The 26930-nt window shown below is 71.0% G+C and carries 20 protein-coding genes and 5 tRNA genes; 11 read left to right on the forward strand and 14 right to left on the reverse strand.

Annotated elements, in window-relative coordinates:
* The 7 genes from AB0K92_RS30570 to AB0K92_RS30600 form a co-directional block, all read right to left on the reverse strand.
* Nucleotides 1-2207, reverse strand: a 2207-nt coding sequence (locus AB0K92_RS30570) for a M48 family metalloprotease (protein WP_365928271.1), incomplete at its 3' end; no start/stop codon positions are given.
* 317 nt (nt 2208-2524) lie between these two features.
* Nucleotides 2525-3211, reverse strand: coding sequence for a hypothetical protein (locus tag AB0K92_RS30575; RefSeq protein ID WP_365928273.1), 687 nt, complete (start codon nt 3209-3211; stop codon nt 2525-2527).
* A 198-nt stretch (nt 3212-3409) separates the two neighbouring features.
* Nucleotides 3410-3482: transfer RNA gene (locus tag AB0K92_RS30580), tRNA-Lys, on the reverse strand.
* 133 nt (nt 3483-3615) lie between these two features.
* Nucleotides 3616-5118 (reverse strand): amino acid permease, encoded by a 1503-nt coding sequence (locus AB0K92_RS30585; RefSeq protein WP_365928275.1) that lies wholly within the window; start codon nt 5116-5118, stop codon nt 3616-3618.
* Nucleotides 5119-5251: 133 nt separating this feature from the next.
* Complete coding sequence (locus tag AB0K92_RS30590; protein ID WP_365928278.1) at nt 5252-7531, reverse strand: DEAD/DEAH box helicase; 2280 nt, start codon at nt 7529-7531, stop codon at nt 5252-5254.
* Nucleotides 7532-7872: 341 nt separating this feature from the next.
* Nucleotides 7873-8424 carry a hypothetical protein gene (locus AB0K92_RS30595; RefSeq protein WP_365928280.1) on the reverse strand — a complete coding sequence of 184 codons (552 nt, stop codon included), beginning with the start codon at nt 8422-8424 and terminating at the stop codon, nt 7873-7875.
* A 148-nt stretch (nt 8425-8572) separates the two neighbouring features.
* Nucleotides 8573-8923: a metallopeptidase family protein gene (locus tag AB0K92_RS30600; protein ID WP_189696131.1), complete on the reverse strand. Its 351-nt coding sequence runs from the start codon at nt 8921-8923 to the stop codon at nt 8573-8575.
* 129 nt (nt 8924-9052) lie between these two features.
* Between AB0K92_RS30600 and AB0K92_RS30605 the strand changes: the two genes are divergently transcribed.
* From AB0K92_RS30605 to AB0K92_RS30625, 5 genes are all read left to right on the forward strand, one after another.
* Nucleotides 9053-10663: a metallophosphoesterase gene (locus tag AB0K92_RS30605; protein ID WP_365928282.1), complete on the forward strand. Its 1611-nt coding sequence runs from the start codon at nt 9053-9055 to the stop codon at nt 10661-10663.
* A gap of 80 nt (nt 10664-10743) precedes the next feature.
* Nucleotides 10744-10816 (forward strand) — tRNA-Glu (locus tag AB0K92_RS30610).
* 52 nt (nt 10817-10868) lie between these two features.
* Nucleotides 10869-10943 (forward strand) — tRNA-Asp (locus tag AB0K92_RS30615).
* 29 nt (nt 10944-10972) lie between these two features.
* Nucleotides 10973-11046, forward strand: a tRNA-Phe gene (locus AB0K92_RS30620).
* 598 nt (nt 11047-11644) lie between these two features.
* Nucleotides 11645-12112, forward strand: a complete 468-nt coding sequence (locus tag AB0K92_RS30625; protein WP_365928284.1) for a hypothetical protein — start codon at nt 11645-11647, stop codon at nt 12110-12112.
* Between the two features lie 599 nt (nt 12113-12711).
* On the opposite strand, the gene AB0K92_RS30630 is transcribed toward AB0K92_RS30625, so the two are convergent.
* A complete protein-coding gene (locus AB0K92_RS30630) occupies nt 12712-12996 on the reverse strand; it encodes a hypothetical protein (protein WP_365928286.1) in 285 nt (94 codons plus the stop codon).
* A 582-nt stretch (nt 12997-13578) separates the two neighbouring features.
* Between AB0K92_RS30630 and AB0K92_RS30635 the strand changes: the two genes are divergently transcribed.
* The 4 genes from AB0K92_RS30635 (at nt 13579) to AB0K92_RS30650 (ending at nt 18524) form a co-directional block, all read left to right on the forward strand.
* Nucleotides 13579-13827 carry a hypothetical protein gene (locus AB0K92_RS30635; protein WP_365928288.1) on the forward strand — a complete coding sequence of 83 codons (249 nt, stop codon included), beginning with the start codon at nt 13579-13581 and terminating at the stop codon, nt 13825-13827.
* A 123-nt stretch (nt 13828-13950) separates the two neighbouring features.
* On the forward strand, nt 13951-17895 hold the full coding sequence (gene hrpA, locus AB0K92_RS30640) for an ATP-dependent RNA helicase HrpA (RefSeq protein WP_365928290.1): 3945 nt from the start codon (nt 13951-13953) through the stop codon (nt 17893-17895).
* Between the two features lie 101 nt (nt 17896-17996).
* A tRNA-Asp gene (locus AB0K92_RS30645) sits at nt 17997-18071 on the forward strand.
* Nucleotides 18072-18335: 264 nt separating this feature from the next.
* On the forward strand, nt 18336-18524 hold the full coding sequence (locus AB0K92_RS30650; protein ID WP_365928292.1) for a DUF6274 family protein: 189 nt from the start codon (nt 18336-18338) through the stop codon (nt 18522-18524).
* 450 nt (nt 18525-18974) lie between these two features.
* Here AB0K92_RS30650 and bldC read toward each other — a convergent pair whose 3' ends face one another.
* Nucleotides 18975-19181, reverse strand: coding sequence for a developmental transcriptional regulator BldC (gene bldC / locus AB0K92_RS30655; protein WP_003949541.1), 207 nt, complete (start codon nt 19179-19181; stop codon nt 18975-18977).
* A gap of 538 nt (nt 19182-19719) precedes the next feature.
* Nucleotides 19720-20574: a hypothetical protein gene (locus tag AB0K92_RS30660; protein WP_365928294.1), complete on the reverse strand. Its 855-nt coding sequence runs from the start codon at nt 20572-20574 to the stop codon at nt 19720-19722.
* A 250-nt stretch (nt 20575-20824) separates the two neighbouring features.
* Between AB0K92_RS30660 and AB0K92_RS30665 the strand changes: the two genes are divergently transcribed.
* Both AB0K92_RS30665 and AB0K92_RS30670 read left to right on the forward strand, forming a co-directional pair.
* Nucleotides 20825-21919 (forward strand): Glu/Leu/Phe/Val dehydrogenase, encoded by a 1095-nt coding sequence (locus AB0K92_RS30665; protein WP_365928296.1) that lies wholly within the window; start codon nt 20825-20827, stop codon nt 21917-21919.
* A gap of 327 nt (nt 21920-22246) precedes the next feature.
* Nucleotides 22247-22492 carry a DUF3073 domain-containing protein gene (locus AB0K92_RS30670; RefSeq protein ID WP_166000202.1) on the forward strand — a complete coding sequence of 82 codons (246 nt, stop codon included), beginning with the start codon at nt 22247-22249 and terminating at the stop codon, nt 22490-22492.
* Between the two features lie 69 nt (nt 22493-22561).
* Here the strand turns inward: AB0K92_RS30670 and purM are convergent, their stop codons facing one another.
* From purM to AB0K92_RS30690, 4 genes are all read right to left on the reverse strand, one after another.
* The gene (gene purM / locus AB0K92_RS30675; RefSeq protein ID WP_365928298.1) at nt 22562-23629 is read right to left on the reverse strand and encodes a phosphoribosylformylglycinamidine cyclo-ligase; all 1068 of its coding nucleotides are present in this window, start codon (nt 23627-23629) and stop codon (nt 22562-22564) included.
* A 44-nt stretch (nt 23630-23673) separates the two neighbouring features.
* Nucleotides 23674-25203, reverse strand: coding sequence for an amidophosphoribosyltransferase (gene purF / locus AB0K92_RS30680; RefSeq protein ID WP_166000205.1), 1530 nt, complete (start codon nt 25201-25203; stop codon nt 23674-23676).
* Between the two features lie 61 nt (nt 25204-25264).
* On the reverse strand, nt 25265-26074 hold the full coding sequence (locus AB0K92_RS30685; RefSeq protein WP_365928300.1) for an META domain-containing protein: 810 nt from the start codon (nt 26072-26074) through the stop codon (nt 25265-25267).
* Between the two features lie 55 nt (nt 26075-26129).
* On the reverse strand, nt 26130-26927 hold the full coding sequence (locus AB0K92_RS30690; RefSeq protein ID WP_365928302.1) for a sterol carrier family protein: 798 nt from the start codon (nt 26925-26927) through the stop codon (nt 26130-26132).
* Between the last annotated feature and the right edge of the window lie 3 nt (nt 26928-26930).

Consider the following 26930-nt stretch of genomic DNA (forward strand, 5'->3'; position numbering starts at 1 on the left):
TCCGGCGCCGCGCCGCGGTGGGCGTACGGCCGGGTCCGCGCCCGTCCCTCCGGCGCCGCGGCGCGGCGGGCGTACGGCCGGGTGCGCCGGCGCCACGGCACGCGCACCACAAGCCGGCTCGCCGCCGCCAGCGGCAGCGCGGTGACCATCACGGCGTAGAAGCCGAGGCCGAGTCCGTACGGGGCGAGGAGCACGTGGACCATGAGCGACCCGGCCCGCGCCTGCCAGACGCAGGACGAGACCACCGCCTGCCCGCCCGGTACGCAGCCGTCGGCGGAGGCCAGGACGAAGGCCGCGGCCAGGCCGGTCATCAGCACCGAGCCGCCGACCGCCAGGGCCAGCGCCAGCCGGTGCCGCCGCGTCGTGGCGTACACCGCTCCGGTCGTGACCGCGACCGTCGCCAGGATCGCGAGCAGGCTCAGCCCCGACACCTGGACCATCCACGCCGCGCCCCGGTGACCGGCGGGCGGCCGGGTGTGGTGCAGCCACATCCGGGTGCCGAGCAGCACCAGCACGGTCAGGGCGCCGCCCAGCGCCACCCGCGCCAGCAGCCACCGCATCGCGGGCACGGTCCCGTCGAGGGCCGGCCAGGGGCCCTCCGGCCGGGCGCGCCGCAGCCACGGCGCCGGGCCGGAGCGCTGCGAGCGGGCCCAGACGGCGAGCGGGAACAGCCACAGCACGGTGCCGCCGACGTGGACCAGGGGCGACGAGGTCATGGGCGGTACGTACGCCAGCCACTTGAGCACGGTGAGATACGGCATCTGCTCCGGCGGCGTCGCGGGGTACACCCGGCGCAGCAGCGTGTCCCAGTCGACCGCGGCGAGGAAGTCGCCGCCCACGAAGAGATGGCCCCGTGAGGCCCACCAGGTGAACCAGCCGCCGTAGACCACCAGCAGCGCGGCCGTGCCGATCAGATGACTGGGCACCAGGGAACGGCCCCGGCAGGTCGTCACCCACAGCTCGGCGCACTGGGCCGCCCACCACAGCAGGACGGCCGACCCGGCCACGAGGACGAGCAGCACGTGCGGCGCGGGCGGCAGCCAGCCCGTACCCGCGTGCTGGAAGGTCAGCAGTTCGCCGACGCCCAGCCCGAACCCCAGCCACAGGCCCGCCCGCAGCCCCGACGGCACCCGCAGCCCGCAGGCCACCGCGTACGCGACCGCCCGCCACACGGCGACCCCGGCGATCCCGGTGACGAGCGCGGCGGCCGTCCACTCGGGCAGGTCCGAGGCCCACGACGTCCCGGTCCCCGCCAGCTCCCGCACGGCCAGGTCGAGGCCCACGGCCACCTGCGCGGTCACCACACCGGACAGGAACATCGTCGAGGCGCGCACGCCGAACATCGGGCCGGGGTCCAGCAGCGAGACCTTCCGCTCCGACCACGCGGGGTGCGTACGCCAGACGTCCCGCAGCCACCGCGGCCACCGCAGCCACCGCAACCGCCGCGGCCGGCCCCCGCCGGGCTTTTCTCCGGCCGTGGGCAGCCGGCTGGCGTCCGCGCTCCAGCGGGCGGCGTCGATGTCGGCGTACAGCTCCCGGGTGCGCATCACGTCCGCCCGGGCCACCAGGATCAGCACCGCCGGGAAGGCGACGCCGAACAGCCCGCGCAGCCCCGTCGACCAGTGCGTCCGCCACAGGTCGAACACCTCGGCGGGTGACTGGGCCCAGGGCCTCGGGTAGAGGGCGATCACCGCGCAGGGGAGGAGGACGAGGACGGCGACCGCGCGCCACAGCGCCTCGGTGGCGTAGGCGACGCCGACGTCACGGTTGCGGATGTGGGCCAGTTCGTGCAGGACGACGAACCGGAAACCCGGGGCGTCCGCCGTCCGCCGGGCCAGCAGGCCGGCGTTCAGCCTGACGGTGCGCGAGCGCCGGTGCCCGAACGCCGAGGCGCTCACCGTCACGGCCGACGGGGCCAACCGGAAGGCCGGGGGCGGAAAGACGCCGGCGCGCTCGGCCAATCCGGTCAATTCGGTGAGGAGTTCCGCGTTGCCGATCCCGACGAGCCCGGCCCGGCGCCGTTCCCAGGCCGGGGCAAGGCGGTACAGCAGACCGGCGGTGCCGAGTGTGGCGACGGTGCCGGCGGCCGTCCACAGCCACTTCGCGTCCGACTGCTGCGGAACGCTGACGGAGATCAGATTGACCGAGGCCGACACGATCAGGACGACCAGCAGGGCGAAACGGAGATGCGTCCCCGCGGCGAGCACACGCCGGTCGAGGTCAGGCGGGGCGGGGGGTGGCTCTCGGCCGCCGACTTCAGCGGCGGGGGGTGGGGCGTCGGGGGTGTGGGGTGCGGTGGCGGTCGGGCCGTCGGGGGCGTGGGGCGCCGTAGTGGACGGACCGTCGGGGCCGTCGGGCGCCGTGAGCGACGGGACATCAGCGCCGTCGGGCGCCGTAAGGGACGGATCATCGGCACCGTCGGGCGCCGTGGTGGACGGGGCATCGGCACCGTGGGGTGCGGCGGCCCGGTCATCGAAGCCGTGGGGCGCGGCGGCCGGCCCGTCCCTGTCGCCGGATCCGGCACTCACCGCGAGTCCCGCCCGCCGCCGTCCCCCTCCGCGGTCCCGCCCTGCCCCTCCGGCTCGCCCTGTCCGGCGGACGAAACCCGATCCGCCGACTCGCTCTGCCCAGGGGACCGATCCCGATCCGCCGACCCGCCCTGCCCAGAAGACCGATCCCGATCCGCCGGCTCCCCCTGCCCTAAGGACCGGCCCCGGCCCGTCGGCTCGTCCTGCCCCGAGGGATCCTCCCGGCCCGTCGCCGTGGACAGCTCGTAGAAGACGGCGTTGGCGATGGCCGTGGCGCGGTCCGGGCTCAACCCGGTCTCCACGCACTGCGTGAGCACCGCCTCGCGCACCACGCCGAGCTGCTCCGCCGACAGCGGCAGCGGGATCTCGGGTTCGTCCTCCGGCGCGCGGCCCCGCCACCGACGCCAGCGGGACCGTGCCGCCTGCGCCGAAGCCCGTACCGCCGTCGCCGCCGCCTCCCTGGCCGTCTCGGTGAGCACCAGCCACAGCACCGGCGTCACCAGCGGTACGACGACCTCCAGCCCGAAGTCGACGGTGGACGTGGACGGAGCCCGCCCCATCTCCGCCAGGTGCCGGCGTCTGTCCCGCGGCGTCATCCCCTCGACCGCGTCCAGCAGGTCCCGCTCCCCGGGGGCGTGCTCGGAGACCACCGGGCGGATGACGCGACTGACGGGAACGCCCATGAATCTCCCCCGAGTTGGCGCGATGAAGCGTGGGGAGTGTACAAGAGGCGCAAGGGGCGCCACGGCCGCTTCCACAGGGCCTTCACGCGCACCGGCGACGCGCCGGTACGCCCGGCGTCACGACGAAGCGCCCCGACCGCGGACAACCGGTCGAGGCGCTTCCAGCAGCTCGGAGGCCGAGACCTCCGCTGCGCACCGTAGGCCGTGTGGGACTCGAACCCACAACCAATGGATTAAAAGTCCACTGCTCTGCCAATTGAGCTAACGGCCCGAGGCGATGTTCGCCACCCCGAGCATAGCCGGATCGGGCCGCGTCTCCGATCGGGTATCGGTGACACGGCGCGGCCCGGTGCCCGGCGAACGCCGGACCCGCTGCCGGGGCGGCGAGCGAAATGCGCCGGAGGCTACGAATCGGCGGTTTCCGTCACGGCGGGCCGGTCCGCCGCCGCCCGCAGGAACCAGTGCCGCGCCGAGACCACCCACCAGCTCGCGGCGAAGCCCAGCACCACCAGCACGGCGACCGGCGCGTAGTTGAAGGTCTCGGGGGTGACCGGCGACACCTGCGGCAGCATGAACAGGACGGTGATCACGCCGACCCAGCCGACCGCCACCACCCCGACCGCGCGCGACCAGCGCCCCAGGTGCCAGGGCCCGCGTTCGAACGCGTCGCCCTTGCGCAGCCGCAGCAGGGTGGGGATGGCGTAGGCGATGTAGAGCCCGATCACGGCGATCGAGGTCACCGCCGCGTACGCCGTGACGTTGATCAGATACGGCAGCCCGAGCGCCAGCGCGCCGCCCGCCGCCAGCCACACCGCCGCGACCGGCGTCCGGGTGCGCGGGCTGACCGTGTGCCAGACGCGGGAGAAAGGCAGCGCGCCGTCGCGGGAGAAGGCGTAGATCATGCGGCTGTTCGCGGTGACCGACGCCATGCCGCAGAAGAGCTGCGCCCCGATCACCACGAGCAGCAGCAGCTTGCCCGCGGTCACGCCGAGGGCGTCGAGCAGGATCTGCGCGGGCGGCGCGCCGGTCGGGGAGGTGAGGGCGCCCTCGTAGGACTGGATGGCGAAGGTGAAGCCGAGCAGGAGGACGAAGCCGGCGATCCAGGAGGTCCAGATCGACCGGACGATGCCCTTCGGCCCGGCCGTCGACGCGTCGTGCGTCTCCTCGGTCATGTGGGCGGACGCGTCGTAGCCGGTGAAGGTGTACTGCGCCATCAGCAGCCCCAGCAGCACCACGTACGCCCCGCTGCCCCAGCCGGTGTTGTTCACGAACTCGCCGAAGACGAAGGAGGCGGGCTGGTGACGGTCCGGCACCAGGGCCAGCGCGCCGACGATCACCGCCACGCCGAGCACGTGCCACCACACGCTGACGCTGTTGAGGAGGGCGACGATCCGCACGCCGAAGGTGTTCAGCAGGCCGTGCAGCAGCAGGATCGCCGCGAAGAGGAGGATCGTACGGCCGGGGGTGACCTCCCAGCCGAACTCCAGGTTCAGATAGGCGCCCAGGAAGGACGCCGCCCCGAAGTCGATCCCGGCGGTCACGGCGACCTGCCCCAGCACGTTGAACCAGCCCGTGAACCAGGCCCAGGCCGCCGCGCTGCGCGCCGGGGCCAGCCGGTGCGCCCAGAAGTACAGCCCCGCCGAGGTCGGGTACGCCGAGCAGATCTCCGCCATCGCCAGGCCGACGAACAGGGTCATCAGGCCCACGGCCACCCAGCCCCAGGTCATCACGGCGGGGCCGCCGGTGTTCATCCCGAACAGGTAGAGCGTCAGGCAGCCCGACAGCACCGAGATGATGGTGAAGGAGACCGCGTAGTTGGAGAACGCCGACATGCGGCGGGCGAGAACCTGCGTGTAGCCGAGCTGGGCCAGCCGCTCTTCGTCCGACAGCCTCGCGTTGTTTGTCATGCCCCCAGCGATGCCCACCCCGGATGCGTGACACACGTCACATCTCGATAAGCGGAGAGGGCCCGTACGACCGGAGTCGTACGGGCCCTCTCACGGCCGGCCGCCGCAGGGGCGACCGGCGTCAGCTGCTGTGTCAGCCGTTGCGCTTCCAGCGCGGCTTGTCCTCGCGGCGGCCGAAGGAGCCACCGGCGCGGTGGTCGTCACGGCGGCCGTAGGGGCGCTCGTGGCCGGCGGAGCGGAAGCCGGGGCGGTCGCCCTGGCGGTCACGGTTGAACGGACGGTCGCTGCCGCGGTGACCGGCGCGGTCGTCGCGACGGAAGCCGCCGCGCTCGCCGTCCCGGCGCTCGAAGGAGCGCCCACCACGGTCGTCCCGGCGCTCGAACCCACGGTCGCGGTTGCGGTCACCACGGTCGAAACCACGGTCCCGGTCACGGTCCCGGTCGAACGGACGACGCTCGTCCCGGCGCTCGTCACGACGGTCGTCCCGGCGGAAGCCGCCCCGCTCGCCGTCCCGGCGCTCGAAGGAACGCCCACCACGGTCGCGGTCACGGTCCCGGTCGAAGGGGCGACGGTCGTCCCGGCGCTCGTCCCGGCGGTCGTCCCGGCGGAAGCCGCCGCGCTCGCCGTCCCGGCGCTCGAAGGAACGGCCACCACGGTCGTCCCGGCGCTCGAACCCACGGTCGCGGTTGCGGTCACCACGGTCGAAACCACGGTCCCGGTCACGGTCCCGGTCGAACGGACGACGCTCGTCCCGGCGCTCGTCACGACGGTCATCGCGGCGGAAGCCGCCCCGGTCACCGCCCCGCTCGCCGTCCCGGCGCTCCACGCGCTCCGCCCGGTCCACGTCCTGCGCCGCCGGCTGCTCCGGCACCACGACGGTCTCGACGCGGGCCTCGGCGGCCGGCGTCTCGACGACGGCGTTGGCCTCGGCGATCGCGGCCTCCGGGTCCTCGCCCCGCTCCCGCGCCATGCGGGCGACCAGACGGTCGGCCTCCTCGCGCAGCTCGGCGGCCCGGCGCTGGGCGCGCTCCAGCTGCTTGGCGAGCTGGGCGACCTCGCGCTCGGCCTGCTGGGCGGCGTGGCCCGCGGACTCGGCCTGCACCTCGGTCATGGACCGGGCGCCGGTGATCTCGGCGACCTCGGGGTCGAAGGCGCCGCCGCCCTGGATGATGTGGCGCGAGGCGTCGACGCCCGCGTCCTCCATCAGGCGGAAGATCTGGCGCCGCTGGTGCGGCAGGGCCAGCGAGACGACGGTGCCGGTACGGCCCGCGCGGGCGGTACGGCCGGCCCGGTGCAGGTAGTCCTTGTGGTCACCGGCGGGGTCGACGTTCAGCACGAGGTCGATGCCGTCGACGTGGATGCCGCGCGCGGCGACGTCCGTGGCGACCAGCACGTTGACGTACCCGTCCTTGAAGTCCGCCAGGGTCCGGGTCCGGGCGCCCTGGGTCATGCCGCCGTGCAGCGCCTCGGCCTTGGCCCCGGCGTCGCGCAGCTGCTCGGCGACGCGGTCGGCGCCCAGCTGGGTGCGGACGAAGACGATGGTGCGGCCCTTGCGGGAGGCGATCGCGGCGGTGACCGGCGCCTTGTCCTTGGGCTTCACGATCAGGATGTGGTGCGACATGGTCGTCACCGCGCCCTGCGCCGCGTCCACCTCGTGCAGCACCGGCTCGTTCAGGTAGCGGTCGACGAGCGTCTTGATCTCGTTCTCCATCGTGGCGGAGAAGAGCATGCGCTGGCCGCCGGCCGGCACCTGGTCGAGCAGTTCGGTGACCTCGGGCAGGAAGCCGAGGTCGGACATCTGGTCGGCCTCGTCGAGGACGGAGATCTGCACGTCCTCCAGCGAGCAGGCGCCGCGGTTGATGATGTCGCGCAGCCGGCCCGGGGTGGCGACGAGGATGTCGACGCCCTTCTCCAGGGCGTAGATCTGGTTGCCCATGGACGTACCGCCGCAGACGACCTTCATGCGCAGGCCGAGCACGTCGCCGTACGGCTGGAGGGCGTCGGCGACCTGCATGGCCAGCTCACGCGTGGGGGTGAGGATGACGGCCCGCGGGCGCTTGCGCTCGGTGCGGCCGCCGGCCAGCCGGGCCAGTGTCGGCAGACCGAAGGAGAGGGTCTTGCCCGAGCCGGTGCGGCCCCGGCCGAGGATGTCCTTGCCGGCCAGGGCGTCCGGGATGGTCGCGGCCTGGATCGGGAAGGGGGTGACCACACCGTTCTGCGCGAGCTTGCGCACGACGCCCTCGGGGAGACCGAGGTCGGCGAAGGTGATCTCGGGGGTGGTGTCCTCGGCGGACTCGACGGCCTCGGCGGACTGCGCCGCCTCGGTCGCCTCGGTCGGCTGGGCCGCCTCGGCGGCCTCCGTCACGACCTCGTCCTCGGACACGACGGCATGGTCAGAACTGAAGATGGACATACGTCTGCGAAACCTTCCGGAGTCTCATCGGCACGCGCCCGTCAACTCCGTGTTTCGCACACGACCGCCTCGATGCGGTCCGCCACGGCAAAGGAGAGTACGCGCCACACGGCGCTCTCTGCGTTGGCGCCGGGCAAATGGGATCAAACGATCTACCACCATACGCACTCCTCACCCCCGAAGGCAAACCGCGAGCCCAGAGGCGTGCGCCACACGCACCGCCCGGCCACCCAGAGGGCATCCGGCACCCCCCGTCGCGCACAGAGCCCACCGCCGCGCACAGCACCCGCCGTCGTCGCGCACCGCACCCGTCGCCGATGCCCCGGCCACGCCGCACCCTCCTACGCCGGTGCCCCCGCCTCCGGCGCCGGCTCGCGGTCCGCCAGCTGCGGTCCCGGTTCCGGGTGCGCGGAGGAGGACGGCTCCGCGACCGTCGGCTCCGGGGAGGACGGCGGTTCCGGTGACGGCGCGGGCGGCTCGGGCGCCGGCGTGGTGCGGGTGGGCGTCGGCTGGGCCGGCGTGGGCCGCGGGCCGCCGCCCCCGGGCTTGGCGGTCTGCCCGGGTCCGGGCGGCGGCGAGACGGACGCGCCGCCGCGGGCCGGCGCGGAGGCCGACGGCGCCGCCGACGCACCCGCCCCGTCGTCGCCCCGCTTGCCCTTCTTCTTGCCCTTGCCCTTGCCGTCCGCGCGCTCGGCGTCCCCGGCCGCCACGCCCTGGTACCCGGCGCCGCCGGAGACCGCCGGGCCCCCGTCGGGTGCCTCGCCTCCGGGCCCGGCCGAGTGGGACGGCCTGGCCCGGCCTGCGTCGCCGTCACCCACGCTCATGCAGCCGGTGGCGGCGGCGACGGCCACGACGGTGGCGGCCAGGCGGACGGGTACGTACAAGGGGCGCACGAGCAGCCACCTCCGGGGGCCGGTGAAGAGTCAATGTGCCCAACTCCCGCCGCCCGCAAGAGGACACGCGCGGACCCCCGCGGAACCACCGAATCGTGCGGCGCTCAGCCGCGGCACCGGCCCGCGGCACCCATGACCCCCGCCCCGCTCACCCGTACCCCAGCGCGTGCAGCCGGGCGTCGTCGATCCCGAAGTGGTGCGCGATCTCGTGCACCACGGTGATCTCGGTCTCCGCGACGACGTCCTCCCGGCTCTCGCAGATCCGCAGCGTGGGACCCCGGTAGATGGTGATCCGGTCCGGCAGCACCCCGGCGTACCACTCGCCGCGCTCGGTCAGCGGAGTCCCCTCGTAGAGCCCGAGCAGCTCGGGATCGTCGGCGGGCGGTTCGTCCTCGACGAACACCGCGACGTTGTCCATCAGCCGCGTCAGCTCCGGCGGGATCCGGTCCAGCGCCTCGGCGACCAGTTCCTCGAACTCCTCGCGCGTCATCTCCAGCACAGGCCCATTGTCCGGCACGCCCCGGCCGTACGAGAGTCCCCGGCGCGCACGAGGCCTTGGCGCGCGCGAGGTCCCGCCGCCGATTCGGTGCACCGCATAGCCACCGGCGGACCTGGGCACAAGGCCCCAATGGCCCGCGTCCTCGCCGCAGTCCTGAACGCCCGGAACCGTATGCGCAGCACGTCCTCCCGCACCCGCACCCACACCCCCAGCCCCTCGCCCGGACAGCCCTCGCCCGAACTCGCCGGCCGGTCCCGCCCCTGGGCCCGCGCGCTCGGTCTGGTCGCGGTCGTGCTGTTCGGCGGCTGGCTGGGGCTGCTGGCCGTCGGGCAGGTACGGGTTCCGGTCGGGCCGATGGACACGACGATGACCCTGCGCCCGTCCTTCACCGGCGGCACGAAGATCAACGTCTCGCCGCTGGGCGCCCTGCATCTGGACAGCCACATCGCCCCGGTCCGCCTGGACGTCAACGTCGACCAGCTCGACCCGGTCCGCTCCCAGGCCCTGGTCGACCACCCCGAACGCATCTCCGGCCTCCAGGACGAGATCACCCGCGACGTCGGCGACGGCACCCTCGACCTGGCCGTCCGCTCCGGCGTCGCCGTGGTCGCCGGAGCCACCGCCCTCGGTCTCGCCGTCTACCGCCGCCCGCGCCGCGCCCTGGCCGCCGGCGGCCTCGCCCTGACGCTGCTCGCGGCGTCCGGCGTGACGGCGTGGGCGACCTGGAACCCGAAGTCGGTCCTGGAACCCCGCTTCTCCGGACTGCTCAGCTCCGCGCCCTCCCTGGTCGGCGACGCCCGCAGCATCGTCACGGAATTCGACGTCTACCAGAAGGAGTTGGCGCGCCTGGTGACGAACGTGACCAAGCTGTACGACGCCACCTCGACGCTCCCGGCCTACGCGCCCGACCCGACCACCATCCGCGTGCTGCACGTCTCGGACATCCACCTCAACCCGGCGAGCTGGAAGATCATCGCGTCGCTGGTGGAGCAGTACGAGGTGAACGTCATCGTCGACTCCGGCGACACGATGGACCACGGCACGGCGGCGGAGAACGGCTTCCTCGACCCGATCGAGGATCTGGGCGCCCCCTACGTCTGGGTCCGCGGCAACCACGACTCCCGGCTCACCCAGCGCTATCTGGAGGGCCTGGACAACGTCCACGTCCTCGACGACGGCCGCGCCGTTTCCGTCGGGGGCCTGCGGTTCGCGGGCATCGGCGATCCCCAGTTCACCCCCGACCGCACCGAGAAGCCGGGCGCCGAGCAGTCCCAGAAGCTGGCGGGCGCCCGGCTGGCCTCGGCACTGCGCGACCAGCGGGCGGCCGGCACACCGGTGGACGTCGCCATCGCCCACGAGCCGGCGGCGGCCCGCCAGACGGACGGCGAGGTCCCGCTGGTGCTGGCCGGCCATGTCCACCACCAGCAGACGGAGGTCATGAAGTACGGCACCCGGCTGCGCGTCGAGGGCTCGACGGGCGGCAGCGGACTGCGCGCGGTGGAGGGGAAGTACCCGGACCCGATCGAGGCGTCGATCCTCTACTTCGACCGCGACACCCGCCGCCTCCAGGCCTGGGACGCCATCCGGCTGGGCGGCCTCGGCCAGACGACGGCGGAGGTCAGCCGCCATCTCGTGGAGGAGAACACCCCGGGCGCGTCCCCCTCCCCGACCGGCTCGGCCACCGGCTCGCCGAGCGGCCCGGGCACCCCGCCGTCCCCCTCCCGGCGCCCTTCTCCGTAAACCGTTTTGGCGATCCCTCCCGCCATCCCATATGCTTCTCACGTCCCCGACGCGCTGAGAAGCGCCCAGGCGGGCCGATAGCCCTCATCGTCTAGCGGCCTAGGACGCCGCCCTTTCAAGGCGGTAGCACGGGTTCGAATCCCGTTGGGGGCACGCAGTACGGTGTGCGACACTTACGTAGTCGGTTCGCACACAACCCACACCTGGTCCTGTGGAGCAGTTTGGAGTGCTCGCCACCCTGTCAAGGTGGAGGCCGCGGGTTCAAATCCCGTCAGGACCGCTGAGGTTTCGTTCCACGTGAAACCTCGTGGCTGGGTAGCTCAGTTGGTACGAGCGTCCGCCTGAAAAGCGGAAGGTCGCCGGTTCGACCCCGGCCCCAGCCACAACCGCCCTGTCAGGGCATACACCCCCTCCGGGATTCTCCCGCAGGGGGTGTTTTCGTGTCGGCTACGCCAGCCGGTACGCCAACGCCCTCAGGACAGGGTGCCTCCGAGCCGGCGCAGCGCCTTCCTCCGCTCATCGAGCGAAGCGTGGGCGTAGACCTTCATGGTCACCCCGGTGTCGCTGTGACCCACGATCTGCCGCACGATGTGCGGAGGCACCCCCAAGTCGAGCAGGAGCGAGACGGCGGAGTGACGGAGATCATGGAAGCGGATCTCCAGACGCAGTCACAGTCTCGCGATCGAGATCCACCGCGTCCCAGCAGAACCCCAACAGCTTTCTGGAGGGCGTTCCGCAGTACCGCATGGATGGACTGCACCATGCGGCGGGACAGGAGGGTCTGGCAGCACTTCCCCGCCGCGCAGCACTGCGGCTCGCGTAGAACAGTTCGAACATCTGTGCGGGCGGCACCTTTCGGCTCTGCACGTCACCCGGAAGCGTGCGAGCCAGACGGATGAGGAAATCAGAACCATATGGTCGTTGCCGCGTTGCTAAAGCGTCCGTGGATACACCCTGGGCAACGACTACATGGAGGCTCACATGCGCTTTGGCCCAAAAGCCGCCCTACTCGGCGCCGCGATCAGCGTGCTGACGGTCTCGGGCGCCGGCAGCGCCTATGCCGACGATCACCAGCCCGCCCACATGCGAGAGCCCCACTCCGGAAAGGACCACTCCTCCGACGCCGAAGATCTCTTCCTCTTCGCAAAGTCTCACCAGGCGAAGTACGCCAGGTTTGACGATGAAAGCAGCCCCGCCCCCATCGTCGCCGTACCGGCGGGCCCACTGTGCACCCAATCCATCACCGCCACCGGCGGTGACGCGGACGCTGGGGGTGGAACCGCGACGGGCGGGGCAGCCACTGCTTCGGGGAACACCCAGACCCAGACGTGCAATATCACGGTCAACCTGCCGGTCGGGTCCGGCGACCAAACCGTGAGGAGGACCAGCAGGGTGTTCGCCTTCGAGGAGGACCGCAAAAAGGTTGTCGTCAAGCACCGGCGCGGCTGACAACAGCACAGCCAAGGGCAGCGCGGCTTTTTCACCGACCCTCTGCTGGGCCACCCCAACCTGCGCGGCACCGGTCAACAGCAAGAAAACCCGCGGTGGTTCAAGGTCATCGCGATGGATCTGCTGCTCGGCCCCGCCCCGGCACAACGCTGACAGAGCCCTGAGGGCGACTACCGGCCCTGACCACGACCACACGAAGCGGGCGGCCCCAACCGGGTGCCGCCCGCTTCTGCGTTCCAGCTCACCCGTCGGGCGGCTTGGCGGGCGGGACGCAACGCGATGCGTGCCGGATCGGTCTCTTCCGGGACGGACTGCCGTGGCGGCTGATGGGTCACCCTCTTCTCCCGACGTCGATAGCGTGCAGCCAGCCTGACCCGGCAAGACCACAGCGGCGGCACCTGCGCCTGTACAGCATGGTGTGGAGACGGCCCTGATCACACGGTCTTCTGCATCACTTCAGAGGGCTGAGCGTCGACGTCGGAACAGTTCTTGCGTTTCGGGCCTCGCGCGCCTCGAAACCAGATGTTTCTGCGAGCGCGAAAGGAGCCAGGCTTCGCGCATCCTGCGCAAGCCTGGCTCCTCGTCACCATGCCGCGGAATCAGTCGCTGACAGGCCCGACCACCGTGCAGAAGTTCCCGATCAGCTGGGTGTTGTCGCCGGTCCCCGTAGCCTGAATGGGCGCAAAGGCAGCGCCGGCGTTGAATTCCTGGTCGCAGTCGACGGCCTGCAGGTTGCCGACGAGGAGGTAGTCCTTGATGTCGTACTCGTATACGTGCTTGTAGTCGTCCATGTAGTCGCCGTCACCGGCGTGGGCAACTCCGCCACCGAGAGCCATGCCGCCGACCATGACTGCTACAGCCGTGACCTTCTTGAACTTGCTCATCACTTCTCCGGTCTCTTCTCCACATGCGCCCATCACGGAACGTGATCGGACAGCTACAGAAGATAACACGGAGATCAATCGAGGCCGCAATTCCCCGATACGCCATATGAGGCTAATAGTCGGCGCAGAGCCGGCGCGGCAGAGGAATCTCGATAAGGCGGGAGAAGCAAGCGTCAAATGCCTTGATCACTGCACCCGATACGAAAAAGAGTCGGGCCTCGCACGAACGCACGAGACCCGACTCTCTATAACGCCGTGCGAAGAACTCGGAGAAGCCCAGAAGCCCGTTCGGCGTAATCCGGTTACCGCGACCGGGAAAAGGCGGAGCAAACTTTAATCACTACGCCTACGCCCATTACGGAAGTGTTCGGACAGCTACAGAAGATAACACACAGATAGCTCAACGCGGCATTACCTGATGCGCCATGTGGGGGGTGATGGGTCGGCCGCCAGTCCGCCCCCGCCCCGACTTAAGGGCTCCGTCAACGCGAGCCTGCGCCGCAACCGCGCCGAGACCCGGATCAAGGACGCCAACGCCTCCCCCGAGCCGTCTACAAGGGCCGGACGATCACCGTGAAGGGCGTGCTCCAGGAGCGCCCGCCCGGCACGACGACCTGGAAGGCATACGGCGGCAAGAAGGTGCAGATCCTCTTCCGGCCCAAGGGCGAGGACACCTGGTACCTGATGGGCTCCGTCACCTCGCAGACGAACGGATCCTTCGGCAAGGGCTACACCGCGCACGAGGACGGCACCTGGGTGCCCGTCTTCCTGGAGCCGGACGGCAGGCACGTCGTCGGCAGCGGCGCGGAGGACTACGTCGACGTGCGGTGACGGCCGCCGGGGAGGCGAGCGGTGACACGAGGCGGGTGAGGAGGGCGGGCGCGGGGACGTGAGCAGGGGCGGACGCAAAAGAGTTCGCTCCTTCTTTCCCCGGGATGCGATCCTGGACTGCGTATGTCTACGCATCCCGCCCCCGCCCTCGGCTCCCTCGCCTCCCGCCTGACCGAGCTGTCGCTGCGCGACGCGCACCGGCTCGGGCGCAGGCTCGAAGGGGCACGCAAGATCCGTAAGCCGGAGGCCAGGGCCGCCGTGCTCGCCGAGATCGAGGCGGAGGTGGCGAAGGCCGAGGACCGGATGGCCGGGCGGCGCCTGCGCGTCCCCGCCGTGACCTACCCCGAGCAGCTGCCGGTCAGCCAGAAGAAGGACGAGATCGCGGCCGCCATCCGGGATCACCAGGTGGTGATCGTGGCCGGTGAGACCGGGTCCGGCAAGACCACCCAGATTCCCAAGATCTGTCTCGAGCTGGGCCGCGGCGTGCGCGGCATGATCGGGCACACCCAGCCCCGCCGGATCGCGGCCCGCACGGTCGCCGAGCGGGTGGCCGAGGAGCTGCGGACGCCGCTCGGCGAGGCCGTCGGCTGGAAGGTCCGCTTCACCGACCAGGTGAACCCGGACGCCACCTTCATCAAGCTGATGACGGACGGCATCCTGCTCGCCGAGATCCAGACCGACCGCGAGCTGCGCGCCTACGACACGATCATCATCGACGAGGCCCACGAGCGGTCCCTCAACATCGACTTTCTGCTCGGGTATCTCGCGCAGCTGCTGCCCAAGCGGCCCGACCTCAAGGTCGTCATCACCTCGGCGACCATCGACCCCGAGCGCTTCTCCCGGCACTTCGGCGACGCGCCGATCATCGAGGTCAGCGGCCGGACGTACCCGGTGGAGGTGCGCTACCGCCCGCTCCTCGAAGAGGACTCCGACGACGCCGACCGCGACCAGATCACCGCGATCACGGACGCCGTCGAGGAGCTGATGGCCGAGGGCCAGGGCGACATCCTCGTCTTCCTCTCCGGCGAGCGGGAGATCCGCGACACCGCCGACGCGCTGGAGAAGAAGAAGTACCGGTTCACCGAGATCCTGCCGCTGTACGCCCGGCTCTCGCATGCCGAGCAGCACCGGGTCTTCCAGCCGCACACCGGCCGCCGGATCGTCCTCGCGACCAACGTCGCCGAGACGTCCCTGACCGTCCCCGGCATCAAGTACGTCATCGACCCCGGCTTCGCCCGGATCTCCCGCTACAGCCACCGCACCAAGGTCCAGCGGCTGCCCATCGAGCCGATCTCCCAGGCCAGCGCCAACCAGCGCAAGGGCCGCTGCGGCCGTACGTCCGACGGCATCTGCATCCGGCTGTACAGCGAGGAGGACTTCCTCGCCCGCCCGGAGTTCACCGACGCGGAGATCCTGCGCACCAACCTCGCCTCCGTCATCCTCCAGATGACCGCGGCCGGCCTCGGCGACATCGAGAAGTTCCCCTTCATCGACCCGCCGGACCACCGCAACATCCGCGACGGTGTGCAGCTCCTGCAGGAGCTGGGCGCGCTCGACCCGCAGCAGAAGGACCCGCGCAAGCGGCTCACCGAGACCGGCCGCAAGCTGGCCCAGCTGCCCGTCGACCCGCGCCTGGCCCGCATGGTGCTGGAGGCGGACCGCAACGGCTGTGTCCGCGAGGTCATGGTCATAGCCGCCGCGCTCTCCATCCAGGACCCGCGCGAGCGCCCGGCCGACAAGCAGACGCAGGCCGACCAGATGCACGCCCGCTTCAAGGACGAGACCAGCGACTTCCTCGCCTATCTCAACCTGTGGCGGTACATCCGCGAGCAGCAGAAGGAACGGGGCTCCAGCTCCTTCCGCCGCATGTGCAAGCAGGAGTACCTGAACTTCCTGCGCATCCGCGAATGGCAGGACATCTACACCCAGCTGCGCACGGTCGCCAAGCAGATGGGCATCCACCTCAACGAGGACGACGCCCCCGCCGACCGCGTCCACGTCTCCCTCCTCGCCGGCCTGCTGTCCCACATCGGGATGAAGGACGTGAAGGACGGCAACAAGAACGAGTACCTGGGCGCGCGCAACGCCAAGTTCGCGATCTTCCCCGGCTCGGCCCTGTTCAAGAAGCAGCCGCGGTTCGTGATGTCCGCGGAGCTGGTGGAGACCTCCCGCCTCTGGGCCCGCGTCAACGCGAAGATCGAACCCGAGTGGGTCGAACCCCTCGCCGGCCACCTCCTCAAGCGCACCTACTCCGAGCCGCACTGGGAGAAGGACCAGGCCGCGGTCATGGCGTACGAGAAGGTCACGCTGTACGGCGTGCCGATCGTCGCCCAGCGGAAGGTGAACTACGGCCGGATCGACCCGGAGGTCAGCCGCGAGCTGTTCATCCGCAACGCGCTGGTCGAGGGCGACTGGCGCACCCACCACAAGTTCTTCGCGGACAACCGCAAGCTGCTGAGCGAGGTCGAGGAGCTGGAGCACCGGGCCCGGCGCCGCGACATCGTCGTGGACGACGAGACCCTGTTCGACTTCTACGACCAGCGGGTCCCCGAACACGTCGTCTCCGGCGCCCACTTCGACTCCTGGTGGAAGCGCAAGCGGCACGAGCAGCCCGACTTCCTGGACTTCGAACGGGAGATGCTGATCCGGGAGTCGGCGGAGGCGGTCACCAAGGCCGACTACCCCGACACCTGGCGGCAGGGGCAGCTGAAGTTCCGCGTCACCTACCAGTTCGAGCCGGGCGCGGACGCCGACGGCGTGACCGTGCACATCCCGCTGCAGGTCCTCAACCAGGTCACCGACGAGGGCTTCGACTGGCAGATCCCGGGTCTGCGGGAGGAGTTGGTGACGGAGCTGATCCGTTCGCTCCCGAAACCGATCCGCCGCAACTACGTGCCCGCGCCGAACTACGCCAAGGCGTTCCTGGAGAAGGCGGCGCCCCTCCAGGAGCCGCTGACCGTGACGATGGCCCGCGAGCTGAAGCGGATGGTCGGCGTGCCCTTCGAGGCGGACGACTTCGACTGGGCGAAGGTGCCGGACCACCTGCGCATCACCTTCCGGATCGTCGACGAGCGCCGCCGCAAGCTGGCCGAGGACAAGGACCTGGAGGCGCTGAAGCTTCAGCTGAAGCCCAAGGCGCGCAAGGCCCTGTCCCAGGCCGCGGCGGCGACCGCCGTACGGCAGGGCGGGGAGTCCCTGGAGCGCAAGGGCCTCACCGACTGGACCATCGGCACCCTCACCCGCGTCTTCGAGACCCGCCGCGCCGGCCAGCCGGTCAAGGCGTACCCGGCGCTCGTCGACGACGGCGACACGGTGTCCGTGCGCCTCTTCGACACGGAGGCCGAGCAGGCCGAGGCGATGTGGAAGGGCACCCGCCGCCTGATCCTGCGCAACATCCCGGTCAATCCCGCGAAGTTCGCTTCCGAGAAGCTGACGAACGCGCAGAAGCTCGCCCTGTCGGCGAATCCGCACGGCTCCGTCCAGGCGCTGTTCGACGACTGCGCGATGGCGGCGGCCGACAAGCTGATCGCCGACTTCGGCGGCCCCGCGTGGGACGAGGAGTCGTACCGGAAGCTGTACGACAAGGTCCGCGCGGACATCGTCGACACGACGGTGCGCACGGTCGCCCAGGTGCAGCAGGTGCTCGCCGCCTGGCAGGCGTGTGAGCGCCGTCTGAAGGCCGTGCGCAGCCCCGCGCTGCTGGCCAACCTCCAGGACGTGCGGGGGCAGCTGGACGCGCTGGTGAAGCCGGGCTTCGTGACGGAGGCCGGGCTGCGCCGGCTGCCGGACCTGATGCGCTATCTGGTGGCGGCGGACCGCCGGCTCCAGCAGATGCCGACGAACGTCCAGCGGGACACCACCCGCATGGAGAAGATCCGCGAGATGCAGGACGAGTACGCCTGGCTGCTGGAGCAGATGCCGCGGGGCCGCCCGGTCCCGGCGTCGGTCCTGGACATCCGCTGGATGATCGAGGAGCTGCGGGTGAGCTACTTCGCCCACGCGCTGGGCACGGCGTACCCCGTCTCCGACAAGCGGATCGTGAAGGCGATCGACGCGGCGGTCCCGTAACCGCCGTGACGACGCCCCCACACAGGGTGAGTTCGACCAGGGGGCCAGGCTCCTGTAGAGTCCTTCTCGCAGCGCAACGCACGAACAGCGCAGCGAAACCTGGTCCTGTGGAGCAGTTTGGAGTGCTCGCCACCCTGTCAAGGTGGAGGCCGCGGGTTCAAATCCCGTCAGGACCGCGTGAAGCAAGAGGGCCCGCCCCCGAGAGGGAGCGGGCCCTCTTGGTGTGTCCGCCGCCGTTCTGGGCCGGGCCGCACCGTCTCCGGTGCGGGCCGAGGGCCCTGAAGGCCCCTCACACCCCTTGCGGCGCATCCGGTATCCCGAATCCGCTCCCGGGCCGTATACGGCCGCCCTGGTGGCGCCCGCGCCCTTGACGGCGTCACATTCCGTCGGTACCCCAGGAGTCAGGGCACCGTTTCCCGTACGGCCCCCGGAGGTGGCGTATGGCGGCATCGGCGAGGCACGCGACGCGGGCGCTGCTCCGCGCACATCTGTCGGCCGCGTCCTCGTACCGCCATGTGACCCGGCACTGTCCTGTCTGCCACCAGCTGCTCCGCCTGGCCCTGCAGACGCCCGGCCCCGAGGACGGCGCCGGCGAGCGGGTCGAGGACGAGAGCCCCTCCCCCGCGTGACCGTCCCGCATCCTCAACACCCTTGTGTGGCAAGGGCGCTGGAACACGGGCCTCCACTAGCGCACATACGCCAGGGGCAACAAGTAGCCTGGCATGTGACGGGTGTCACCGCATGAGTTTTTGAAACGACGGTACTTACCCGGCTCCTACAACTGGTCAATTTAATATGTGCAATTGCACTGCCGTCGAAGGGTGTCCCACAGCTGTTCCGACACCCCTCCCCAGACTTCGACAAGCCCGCTCACAGAGGTGTCCGGCCCGGTCGGTCCGCGCACAAAAAAGATCGCGCTGGACCCGGCGGAGTCCAGCGCGATCGACGACGCACCCTGGCTGATGTCTCGGAACCGTGGGCGAGGGCCCTGTTGGGGCAGGACCCGCGTCGCTTGGAGCTAGGGTTCGGGCTGCCCGGCGGGTTGGGGGACCTGCCGGAATGCCCGGTTATGCAGTTGTTCAGGCCTCGCTGCGCTGCTGCGGGATGCCCGCGAGCAGAGCGCGGACCTCGGCCTCGCGGTAGCGGCGGTGCCCGCCGAGCGTGCGGATCGACGTGAGCTTGCCGGCCTTCGCCCACCGCGTGACCGTCTTGGGGTCGACGCGGAACATGGTGGCGACCTCAGCCGGGGTCAGCAGCGGCTCGGCATCAGGGGTGCGAGCGGTCATGAGCGGCCTCCTCGGGAGAACCGAACCTTCTCGGTTCTTTCCTCTAAATTCTGCACCTTGACCCGCGTTGCCCGAAATGGCGGACGCGAGTCGAGTCGGTTATAGGACGAACGGCTTGTCCTCGGCACTACAACTACACCATCTGTCCAGCCGCGTCGGCCAAACCGATGGAATTGCCCTCCCAGGTGTTCATCACCGACGGAAGCCGATGGACCATGCCATAGCGGACAGTCACGCCACTGTGACGATCAGTCACAGGGCGATCAGGAGTCACCAGACCCCCCAAAGCGTGCAATGCTGAGATTCCGCCCACAGTGGAACACACCGGGACGGACAGAGTCCTCCCCGGACTCCTTGTCCTATTTTGGCACGAGGAGGGGCAAGGGACGCAAGGGCGGTGCTACGTGCGGTCCGTCACCCTTGACACACCGTCGCCACATAAGACCGGATCGGGACCTGTGTCCCTCATGACGATCCGTAAGGTGTGTCCCACGTCACTCACCCGCGGCCGCCCGCTCCACGACCCGCGCGGCGGGCCTCAGTTCGCGGAGCGCAGCTCCCGCACCGCGCGCCACCGCTCCACCAGCCGGCCGTAGGCCTCGCCCGCGGCCGCCCCGTCGCCGTTGCGCAGCGCCTCGATGCCCGCGGCCACGTCGGCAGCCGAGTGGTCGTCCTCCAGGTCGCCGGCCGGCAGGGCGTGCACCAGCCCGCCGTAGTCCAGTTCGACCAGCGAGCGCGGGTGGAACTCCTCCAGCCAGCGCCCCACGTCCACCAGGCCGTCGATGAGCGGCCCCTCGTCCATGGCCTCGCGCAGGGTGCGCAGGGCCCGGGCCACCCGGCGGCGGGCCTGCACCATGGGCGTGCGGTAGCGCAGTACCGGGGCGGAGTCCTCCGACGCGCCCCCGGTGCCCTTGACGTACTCCCGCTCCTCGTCGGCGACCAGGACGAACCAGTTCAGCGGCACCTGCCAGGTCGCGGTGCGGATCCAGGGGCGGGCGTCGGGGTTGCGGGCGAGCCAGCGCTCGTAGTCCTGGGTGGCCTGGTGGCGCACGACCGGGGGCAGCACCGCGTCCAGGACCGGCGCCGGCAGCTCCTCGGCGAGATCGCCGAGCGCCTGCCAGCCGCGCAGCCGGGTCCGCCACGGGCAGACGTGGACCACCCCGCCGGCCTCCAGCACGAACGCGTCACCGCTCTCGTGCACCGGGACCGCGACCGGCGGGGTGGGCAGCAAGTCGGCCAGGGAACGGCGCAGTTCGTCCTGGTACGAGGGACGGCCGGGGCGGCGGGCGTAGCGCTCCCAGTGTCCGCGCTCCGGCTCGGGGAAGGCGGCCAGCGGTTCGTACACGCGCAGGTATGCCGCGTACGGGACGATCACCGAGGACACCTTGGGCACGCCTGCTCCCTCCCCCGCCGGGTGCCGGGGAAACCTGGGGGACCCGCCGGCGAAGCCGCTGGAAAACCATTCAAATCGTCGCACGCCCGTACTCCGTGCGGAGGTGATCCTGACCACTGCCGGTTCAGCGGGCCCGACAGGCTCTAATCTCGTGCTCACAGCGCCCGCCGCCCTCCCCTCTGCCACAAGCGTGGGGGGACCCCAGGGGGCTGCATCCCACCCGCCGTTCTTCACCTCAGGAGTCACCACCGTGACCGACGTAACCAACGGCGTCCTGCACACCCTGTTCCAGTCGGACCAGGGGGGTCATGAGCAAGTCGTGCTCTGCCAGGACCGCGCCAGCGGCCTCAAGGCCGTCATCGCCATCCACTCCACCGCGCTGGGCCCCGCCCTCGGCGGTACCCGCTTCTACCCGTACGCGACCGAGGAAGAGGCCGTCGCCGACGCGCTGAACCTCGCGCGCGGGATGTCGTACAAGAACGCCATGGCCGGGCTGGACCACGGCGGCGGCAAGGCCGTGATCATCGGTGACCCCGAGAAGATCAAGACCGAGGCGCTGCTGCTCGCCTACGGCCGGTTCGTCGCCTCCCTCGGTGGCCGCTACGTCACCGCCTGCGACGTCGGCACCTACGTCGCCGACATGGACGTCGTGGCGCGCGAGTGCCGCTGGACCACCGGCCGCTCCCCGGAGAACGGCGGCGCGGGCGACTCCTCCGTGCTCACCGCCTTCGGTGTTTACCAGGGCATGCGGGCCAGCGCCCAGCACCTGTGGGGCGACCCGACGCTGCGCGGCCGCAAGGTCGGCATCGCGGGTGTCGGCAAGGTCGGCCACCACCTGGTCGAGCACCTGCTCGACGAGGGCGCCGAGGTCGTCATCACCGATGTCCGCGAGGACGCCGTCCGGCGGATCCTCGACCGGCACCCCGGCCGCGTGACCGCGGTCGCCGACACCGAGGCGCTGATCCGCCTGGACGGGCTGGACGTCTACGCGCCCTGCGCGCTCGGCGGCGCGCTGAACGACGACACCGTGCCGGTGCTGACCGCCAAGGTGGTGTGCGGCGCGGCCAACAACCAGCTGGCCCACCCGGGCGTCGAGAAGGACCTCGCCGACCGCGGGATCCTCTACGCGCCGGACTACGTGGTGAACGCCGGCGGGGTCATCCAGGTCGCCGACGAGCTGCACGGCTTCGACTTCGAGCGGTGCAAGACGAAGGCGGCGAAGATCTACGACACCACGCTCGCCATATTCGCACGTGCGAAGACGGACGGAATTCCGCCGGCCGCCGCGGCCGACCGGATCGCCGAGCAGCGGATGGCCGAGGCCGCCGCGGCACGCGGATGGTGACGTTCCGCGGGAGGTTCCGGGTGAGGTTCCGCGCGGTCGTGGCGCGGGTTTGAGCGGTACCTGCCGGTGGGCGGTTAGAGAGAACTCTCACGTCCACCGGCGGGTCGTTCGCCGATAAGTGGTTAAAATCGCCACTGACCAGCGAGGACAGGGCGCCTCGAAGGTCCTGGGCGCGGGCACGTCATGCGGGCGACGTACCGTATGGGCGCGGGCTCAGGTACCGTGGAAGCCCTACGGACCGGCCTCTCCGCGGAGAGTCCGTTCCGGACCATGAACGCGTGTCAAGACTCTGGGGCCGTCGAGCCCCGTCGTTGAGGGGGTCGAGCCATGGGGCGCGGCCGGGCCAAGGCCAAGCAGACGAAGGTCGCCCGCCAGCTGAAGTACAACAGCGGTGGGACTGACCTCGCACGCCTGGCCGAGGAGCTGGGCGCATCGACGTCGAACCAGTCGCCGAACGGCGACCGCTTCGAGGACGATGAGCACGACGACGACCTGTACGCAAAGTACGCCGACCTCTACGAGGACGACGAGGACGAGGACGACGACTCCTCGCGCCACCGTCGCGGCGCTTGACCTTGCACTGAGCATCAACCCGGTCGGTGACCTCGGTCACCGACCGGGTTCTGTGCTGCCCGCAAGGGCTCAGCTCGCGTAGTCGCCCACCAGGGCGGCGCCCGTCTCGTGGTCGCCGCGGTCGGTGATCTCGCCGGCGACCCAGGCGTCGACCCCGCGGTCGGCCAGCGTCGCCAGGGCCACGTCGGTGGACTCCTCGGGGACGATGGCGATCATGCCCACGCCCATGTTGAGGGTCTTCTCCAGCTCCAGCCGCTCGACCTGACCGGTCCTGCCGACCAGGTCGAAAACGGGGGCCGGGGTCCAGGTGGAGCGGTCGACGATCGCGTGCAGCCCGTCCGGGATGACCCGTGCCAGGTTGGCGGCCAGACCGCCGCCCGTGATGTGGCTGAAGGCGTGCACCTCGGTGGTGCGGGTGAGGGCCAGGCAGTCCAGCGAGTAGATCTTCGTGGGCTCCAGCAGCTCCTCGCCGAGGGTGCGGCCCAGCTCGTCGATCCGCGCGTCCAGGGACAGCCCCGCCTCGTTCAGCAGCACGTGGCGGACCAGGGAGTACCCGTTCGAGTGAAGACCGGAGGCCGCCATGGCGATCACCGCGTCACCCGTACGGATACGATCCGCGCCGAGCAGCCGGTCGGCCTCCACGACGCCCGTACCGGCGCCCGCGACGTCGAAGTCGTCCTCGCCCAGCAGACCGGGGTGCTCGGCCGTCTCACCGCCCACCAGGGCGCAGCCGGCCAGCACACAGCCTTCCGCGATGCCCTTCACGATGGCGGCGACCCGCTCGGGGTGGACCTTGCCGACGCAGATGTAGTCGGTCATGAACAGCGGCTCGGCGCCGCAGACGACGATGTCGTCCATGACCATCGCGACCAGGTCGTGGCCGATCGTGTCGTACACGCCCATCCGGCGGGCGATGTCGACCTTCGTGCCCACGCCGTCGGTGGCGGAGGCGAGCAGCGGGCGCTCGTAGCGCTTGAGGGCGGAGGCGTCGAAGAGGCCGGCGAAACCGCCGAGGCCGCCGAGGACCTCGGGGCGCTGGGTCTTCTTCACCCACTCCTTCATCAGCTCGACCGCGCGGTCGCCCGCTTCGATGTCGACGCCCGCGGCTGCGTAGCTGGCACCAGTTGTCTCAGACATGGCTATGAGAACTTTCGTGTCGTACGGCAGGTAACGCGGACGGGCTACGGGCGACGGATGGCGTCGGCGGCGGCCGTGGCGGCGGGACCGGCGGCGAGCTCGGTCTCCAGCAGCTGCTTGCCCAGCAGCTCGGGGTCGGGGAGTTCCATCGGGTACTCGCCGTCGAAGCAGGCGCGGCACAGGTTCGGCTTGGCGATCGTGGTCGCCTCGATCATGCCGTCGAGCGAGATGTAGGCGAGGGAGTCGGCGCCCAGGCTGGTGCCGATCTCCTCGATGGTCATGCCGTTGGCGATCAGCTCGGCGCGGGTGGCGAAGTCGATCCCGAAGAAGCAGGGCCACTTCACGGGCGGCGAGGAGATCCGGATGTGGACCTCGGCGGCGCCCGCCTCGCGGAGCATGCGGACCAGGGCGCGCTGGGTGTTGCCGCGCACGATCGAGTCGTCGACGACGACCAGGCGCTTGCCCTTGATGACTTCCTTCAGCGGGTTCAGCTTCAGGCGGATGCCCAGCTGCCGGATGGTCTGCGAGGGCTGGATGAACGTACGTCCGACGTACGCGTTCTTGACCAGGCCGGCGCCGAACGGGATGCCGGAGGCCTCCGCGTAACCGATCGCGGCCGGGGTGCCGGACTCCGGGGTCGCTATGACCAGGTCGGCCTCGACCGGGGCCTCCTTCGCCAGGCGGCGGCCCATCTCCACGCGGGAGAGGTAGACGTTCCGGCCGGCGATGTCGGTGTCCGGGCGGGCCAGGTACACGTACTCGAAGACACAGCCCTTGGGCTTCGCTTGTGCGAATCGGGAGGTGCGCAGGCCGTTCTCGTCGATGGCGACGAACTCGCCCGGCTCGATCTCGCGGACGAAGCTCGCGCCGCAGATGTCGAGGGCGGCGGACTCGGAGGCGACCACCCAGCCGCGCTCCAGGCGGCCGAGGACCAGCGGGCGGATGCCCTGCGGGTCGCGGGCGGCGTACAGCGTGTGCTCGTCCATGAAGACGAGGGAGAAAGCGCCACGGACCTTCGGCAGGACCGTGTGAGCGGCTTCCTCGATGGTCAGCGGCTTGCCGTCCTCGTCGACCTGGGCGGCCAGCAGGGCCGTCAGCAGGTCGGTGTCGTTGGTGGCCGCCACCCGCGTCGACCGGGTGTTGTTGTCGTTCGGCAGCTCGGCGACCATCTCGGCGAGCTGCGCCGTGTTGACCAGGTTGCCGTTGTGGCCGAGCGCGATGGAACCGTGCGCGGTGGCGCGGAACGTCGGCTGGGCGTTCTCCCACACGGAGGCGCCGGTGGTCGAGTAGCGGGCGTGTCCGACCGCGATGTGACCCTGGAGCGAACCGAGCGAGGTCTCGTCGAAGACCTGGGAGACCAGGCCCATGTCCTTGAAGACGAGGATCTGGGAGCCGTTGCTGACCGCGATTCCCGCGGATTCCTGACCCCGATGCTGGAGGGCGTAGAGCCCGAAGTACGTGAGCTTGGCGACCTCTTCACCCGGAGCCCAGACACCGAAGACGCCACACGCGTCCTGGGGGCCTTTCTCGCCGGGGAGCAGGTCGTGGTTGAGTCGTCCGTCACCACGTGGCACGCCTCCGAGTGTAGGCGAGGTCGACCACTGGTCCGAATTGGGGATACGCCCGCGCAGTGGATCACTTGGCCGCGACTGCGGTCACGCTCTCGCCGTTTTCGCTGGTCAGCGTGAGGGTGCGGTGATCGATCCGGTACTCGACCGTGCCGCCGAAGAGCCGCAGCAGCCGCTTCTCCGTGTCCATGAGTGAGGCTTCGCACATCATTCGGGTGGTGGACGGCCTGCCCAGGGTGATATTGCCGTCGCGTACGGTCGCGGTGGCGCTCACCTTGTTGCAGCCGAGGCGGCCGGTGACCTTGCCGCTCGCGCCGTCCTCCGCGAACGTCAGGTGCGCCTCGGCGCCCTGCGGGAGCGACCGGGCGACGCCGTCGGCGCCGAGTGCCGTGACGTTCCAGCGGGTGCCGAGCAGGGGCACGTCCTGCTCCTTGCTGAGCCGCACGGTGTCGCCTCCGTCCGTGGTCAGGGTCAGCCGGTTCTTGTCCATGTCCGCCTTCAGCGGGCCGTCGGTAAGGGTGCGGGCCAGGGTCTCCTCGAACTTCATCGGCTTGTCCTCGCAGCCCATCTCGGTCACCGAGGCGTCGGCGAGCCGGACGCGGTCGCCGTCGAAGGAGGTCCGGGCGCTGAAGTGGTTGCAGCCGAAGTTGCCCCGCGCCCTGCCGCTGTCGTCGATCGTGACGTACGCGCCGGCCGGGGCGTCGTGCCGCGTGCCGTCCACGGTGACGCCGTCGACGGCCCAGTGGACGCCGGTGAGGGAGCCGACGCCGGCTCCGGCGGGCCGGCTGCCGGGCTGCTCGCTGCCGCAGGCCGCCGCGAGGAGCAGCAGGGTGAGGACGGCTGCGGTGAGGGTGATGCGGTGCGTCTGCCTGTACATGCCGCTTCGACGGGGCGACCGGGGTGATCGGTTCCACCCGCGGTCCGTCGCCGCGCTACGCGAGGACCGGCAGCAGCCCGCGCAGGTCGGCGCGCTCGCCGCTCGCGCTGACCTTGGCGTCCGCCAGCGCCTCGGTCCACGCGACCCGTCCGGTGGCGAGCCGGATCCAGGTCAGCGGGTCGGTCTCCACGACGTTGGGCGGGGTGCCGCGGGTGTGGCGCGGCCCCTCGACGCACTGCACGACCGCGTACGGCGGGATCCGCACCTCCGTGGAGGCGCCGGGGGCCTTCGCGGCCAGCGCGTCGGCCAGCAGCCGCGTGCAGGCGGCGAGGGCCTGACGGTCGTACGGGATGTCCAGGCCGGGGACGGCGGCGTTCAGGTCGTCGGTGTGGACGACCAGTTCGATGGTGCGGGTGACCAGGAAGTCGGTGAGGGACATGGCGCCGGACCGCAGGTCCAGGACGCGGCTCTCCGGGGCGGCGGCGAGGCGCTCGGTCAGCTCCTCCTCGGTGCGCGCGTACAGCGCGTCGAGGTCGGGCTCGGCCGCGGCCAGCTGCCGGGCGCCGTCGGCGATGGCCGCGGCGAACGGGGCGGTCGCGGACGGGTAGTCCAGCAGCGCGAGGTCCGCCCTCGCCGGCTCCGGGCGCTCCAGGGCGCGGCCGACCGCGGCGACGGCCATCGTGAGGTGGGCGGCCAGGTCCCGCACGGTCCACTCGCCCAGCCGGGTGGGCAGGGCCAGCTGCTCGGGCGTCAGCCCGCTCACGGCCCGGCGTACCTGCCCGAACTGGGCGGTCACCGCGGCACGGATCTTGACGGGGTCGTAGGTGCGGGTGCGCTTCTTGGCCGGGGGCATGGC

The sequence above is a fragment of the Streptomyces sp. NPDC052687 genome (assembly GCF_040678395.1).
Classification (GTDB): domain Bacteria; phylum Actinomycetota; class Actinomycetes; order Streptomycetales; family Streptomycetaceae; genus Streptomyces.

Coding starts and splice junctions, on each gene's coding strand:
- AB0K92_RS30575 (WP_365928273.1), bottom strand. CDS start 3,211: ATGGGCGTTCCCGTCAGTCGCGTCATCCGCCCGGTGGTCTCCGAGCAC.
- AB0K92_RS30585 (WP_365928275.1), bottom strand. CDS start 5,118: ATGACAAACAACGCGAGGCTGTCGGACGAAGAGCGGCTGGCCCAGCTC.
- AB0K92_RS30590 (WP_365928278.1), bottom strand. CDS start 7,531: ATGTCCATCTTCAGTTCTGACCATGCCGTCGTGTCCGAGGACGAGGTC.
- AB0K92_RS30605 (WP_365928282.1), top strand. CDS start 9,053: ATGGCCCGCGTCCTCGCCGCAGTCCTGAACGCCCGGAACCGTATGCGC.
- AB0K92_RS30625 (WP_365928284.1), top strand. CDS start 11,645: ATGCGCTTTGGCCCAAAAGCCGCCCTACTCGGCGCCGCGATCAGCGTG.
- AB0K92_RS30630 (WP_365928286.1), bottom strand. CDS start 12,996: ATGAGCAAGTTCAAGAAGGTCACGGCTGTAGCAGTCATGGTCGGCGGC.
- hrpA (WP_365928290.1), top strand. CDS start 13,951: ATGTCTACGCATCCCGCCCCCGCCCTCGGCTCCCTCGCCTCCCGCCTG.
- AB0K92_RS30650 (WP_365928292.1), top strand. CDS start 18,336: ATGGCGGCATCGGCGAGGCACGCGACGCGGGCGCTGCTCCGCGCACAT.
- bldC (WP_003949541.1), bottom strand. CDS start 19,181: ATGACCGCTCGCACCCCTGATGCCGAGCCGCTGCTGACCCCGGCTGAG.
- AB0K92_RS30670 (WP_166000202.1), top strand. CDS start 22,247: ATGGGGCGCGGCCGGGCCAAGGCCAAGCAGACGAAGGTCGCCCGCCAG.
- purM (WP_365928298.1), bottom strand. CDS start 23,629: ATGTCTGAGACAACTGGTGCCAGCTACGCAGCCGCGGGCGTCGACATC.
- AB0K92_RS30685 (WP_365928300.1), bottom strand. CDS start 26,074: ATGTACAGGCAGACGCACCGCATCACCCTCACCGCAGCCGTCCTCACC.
- AB0K92_RS30690 (WP_365928302.1), bottom strand. CDS start 26,927: ATGCCCCCGGCCAAGAAGCGCACCCGCACCTACGACCCCGTCAAGATC.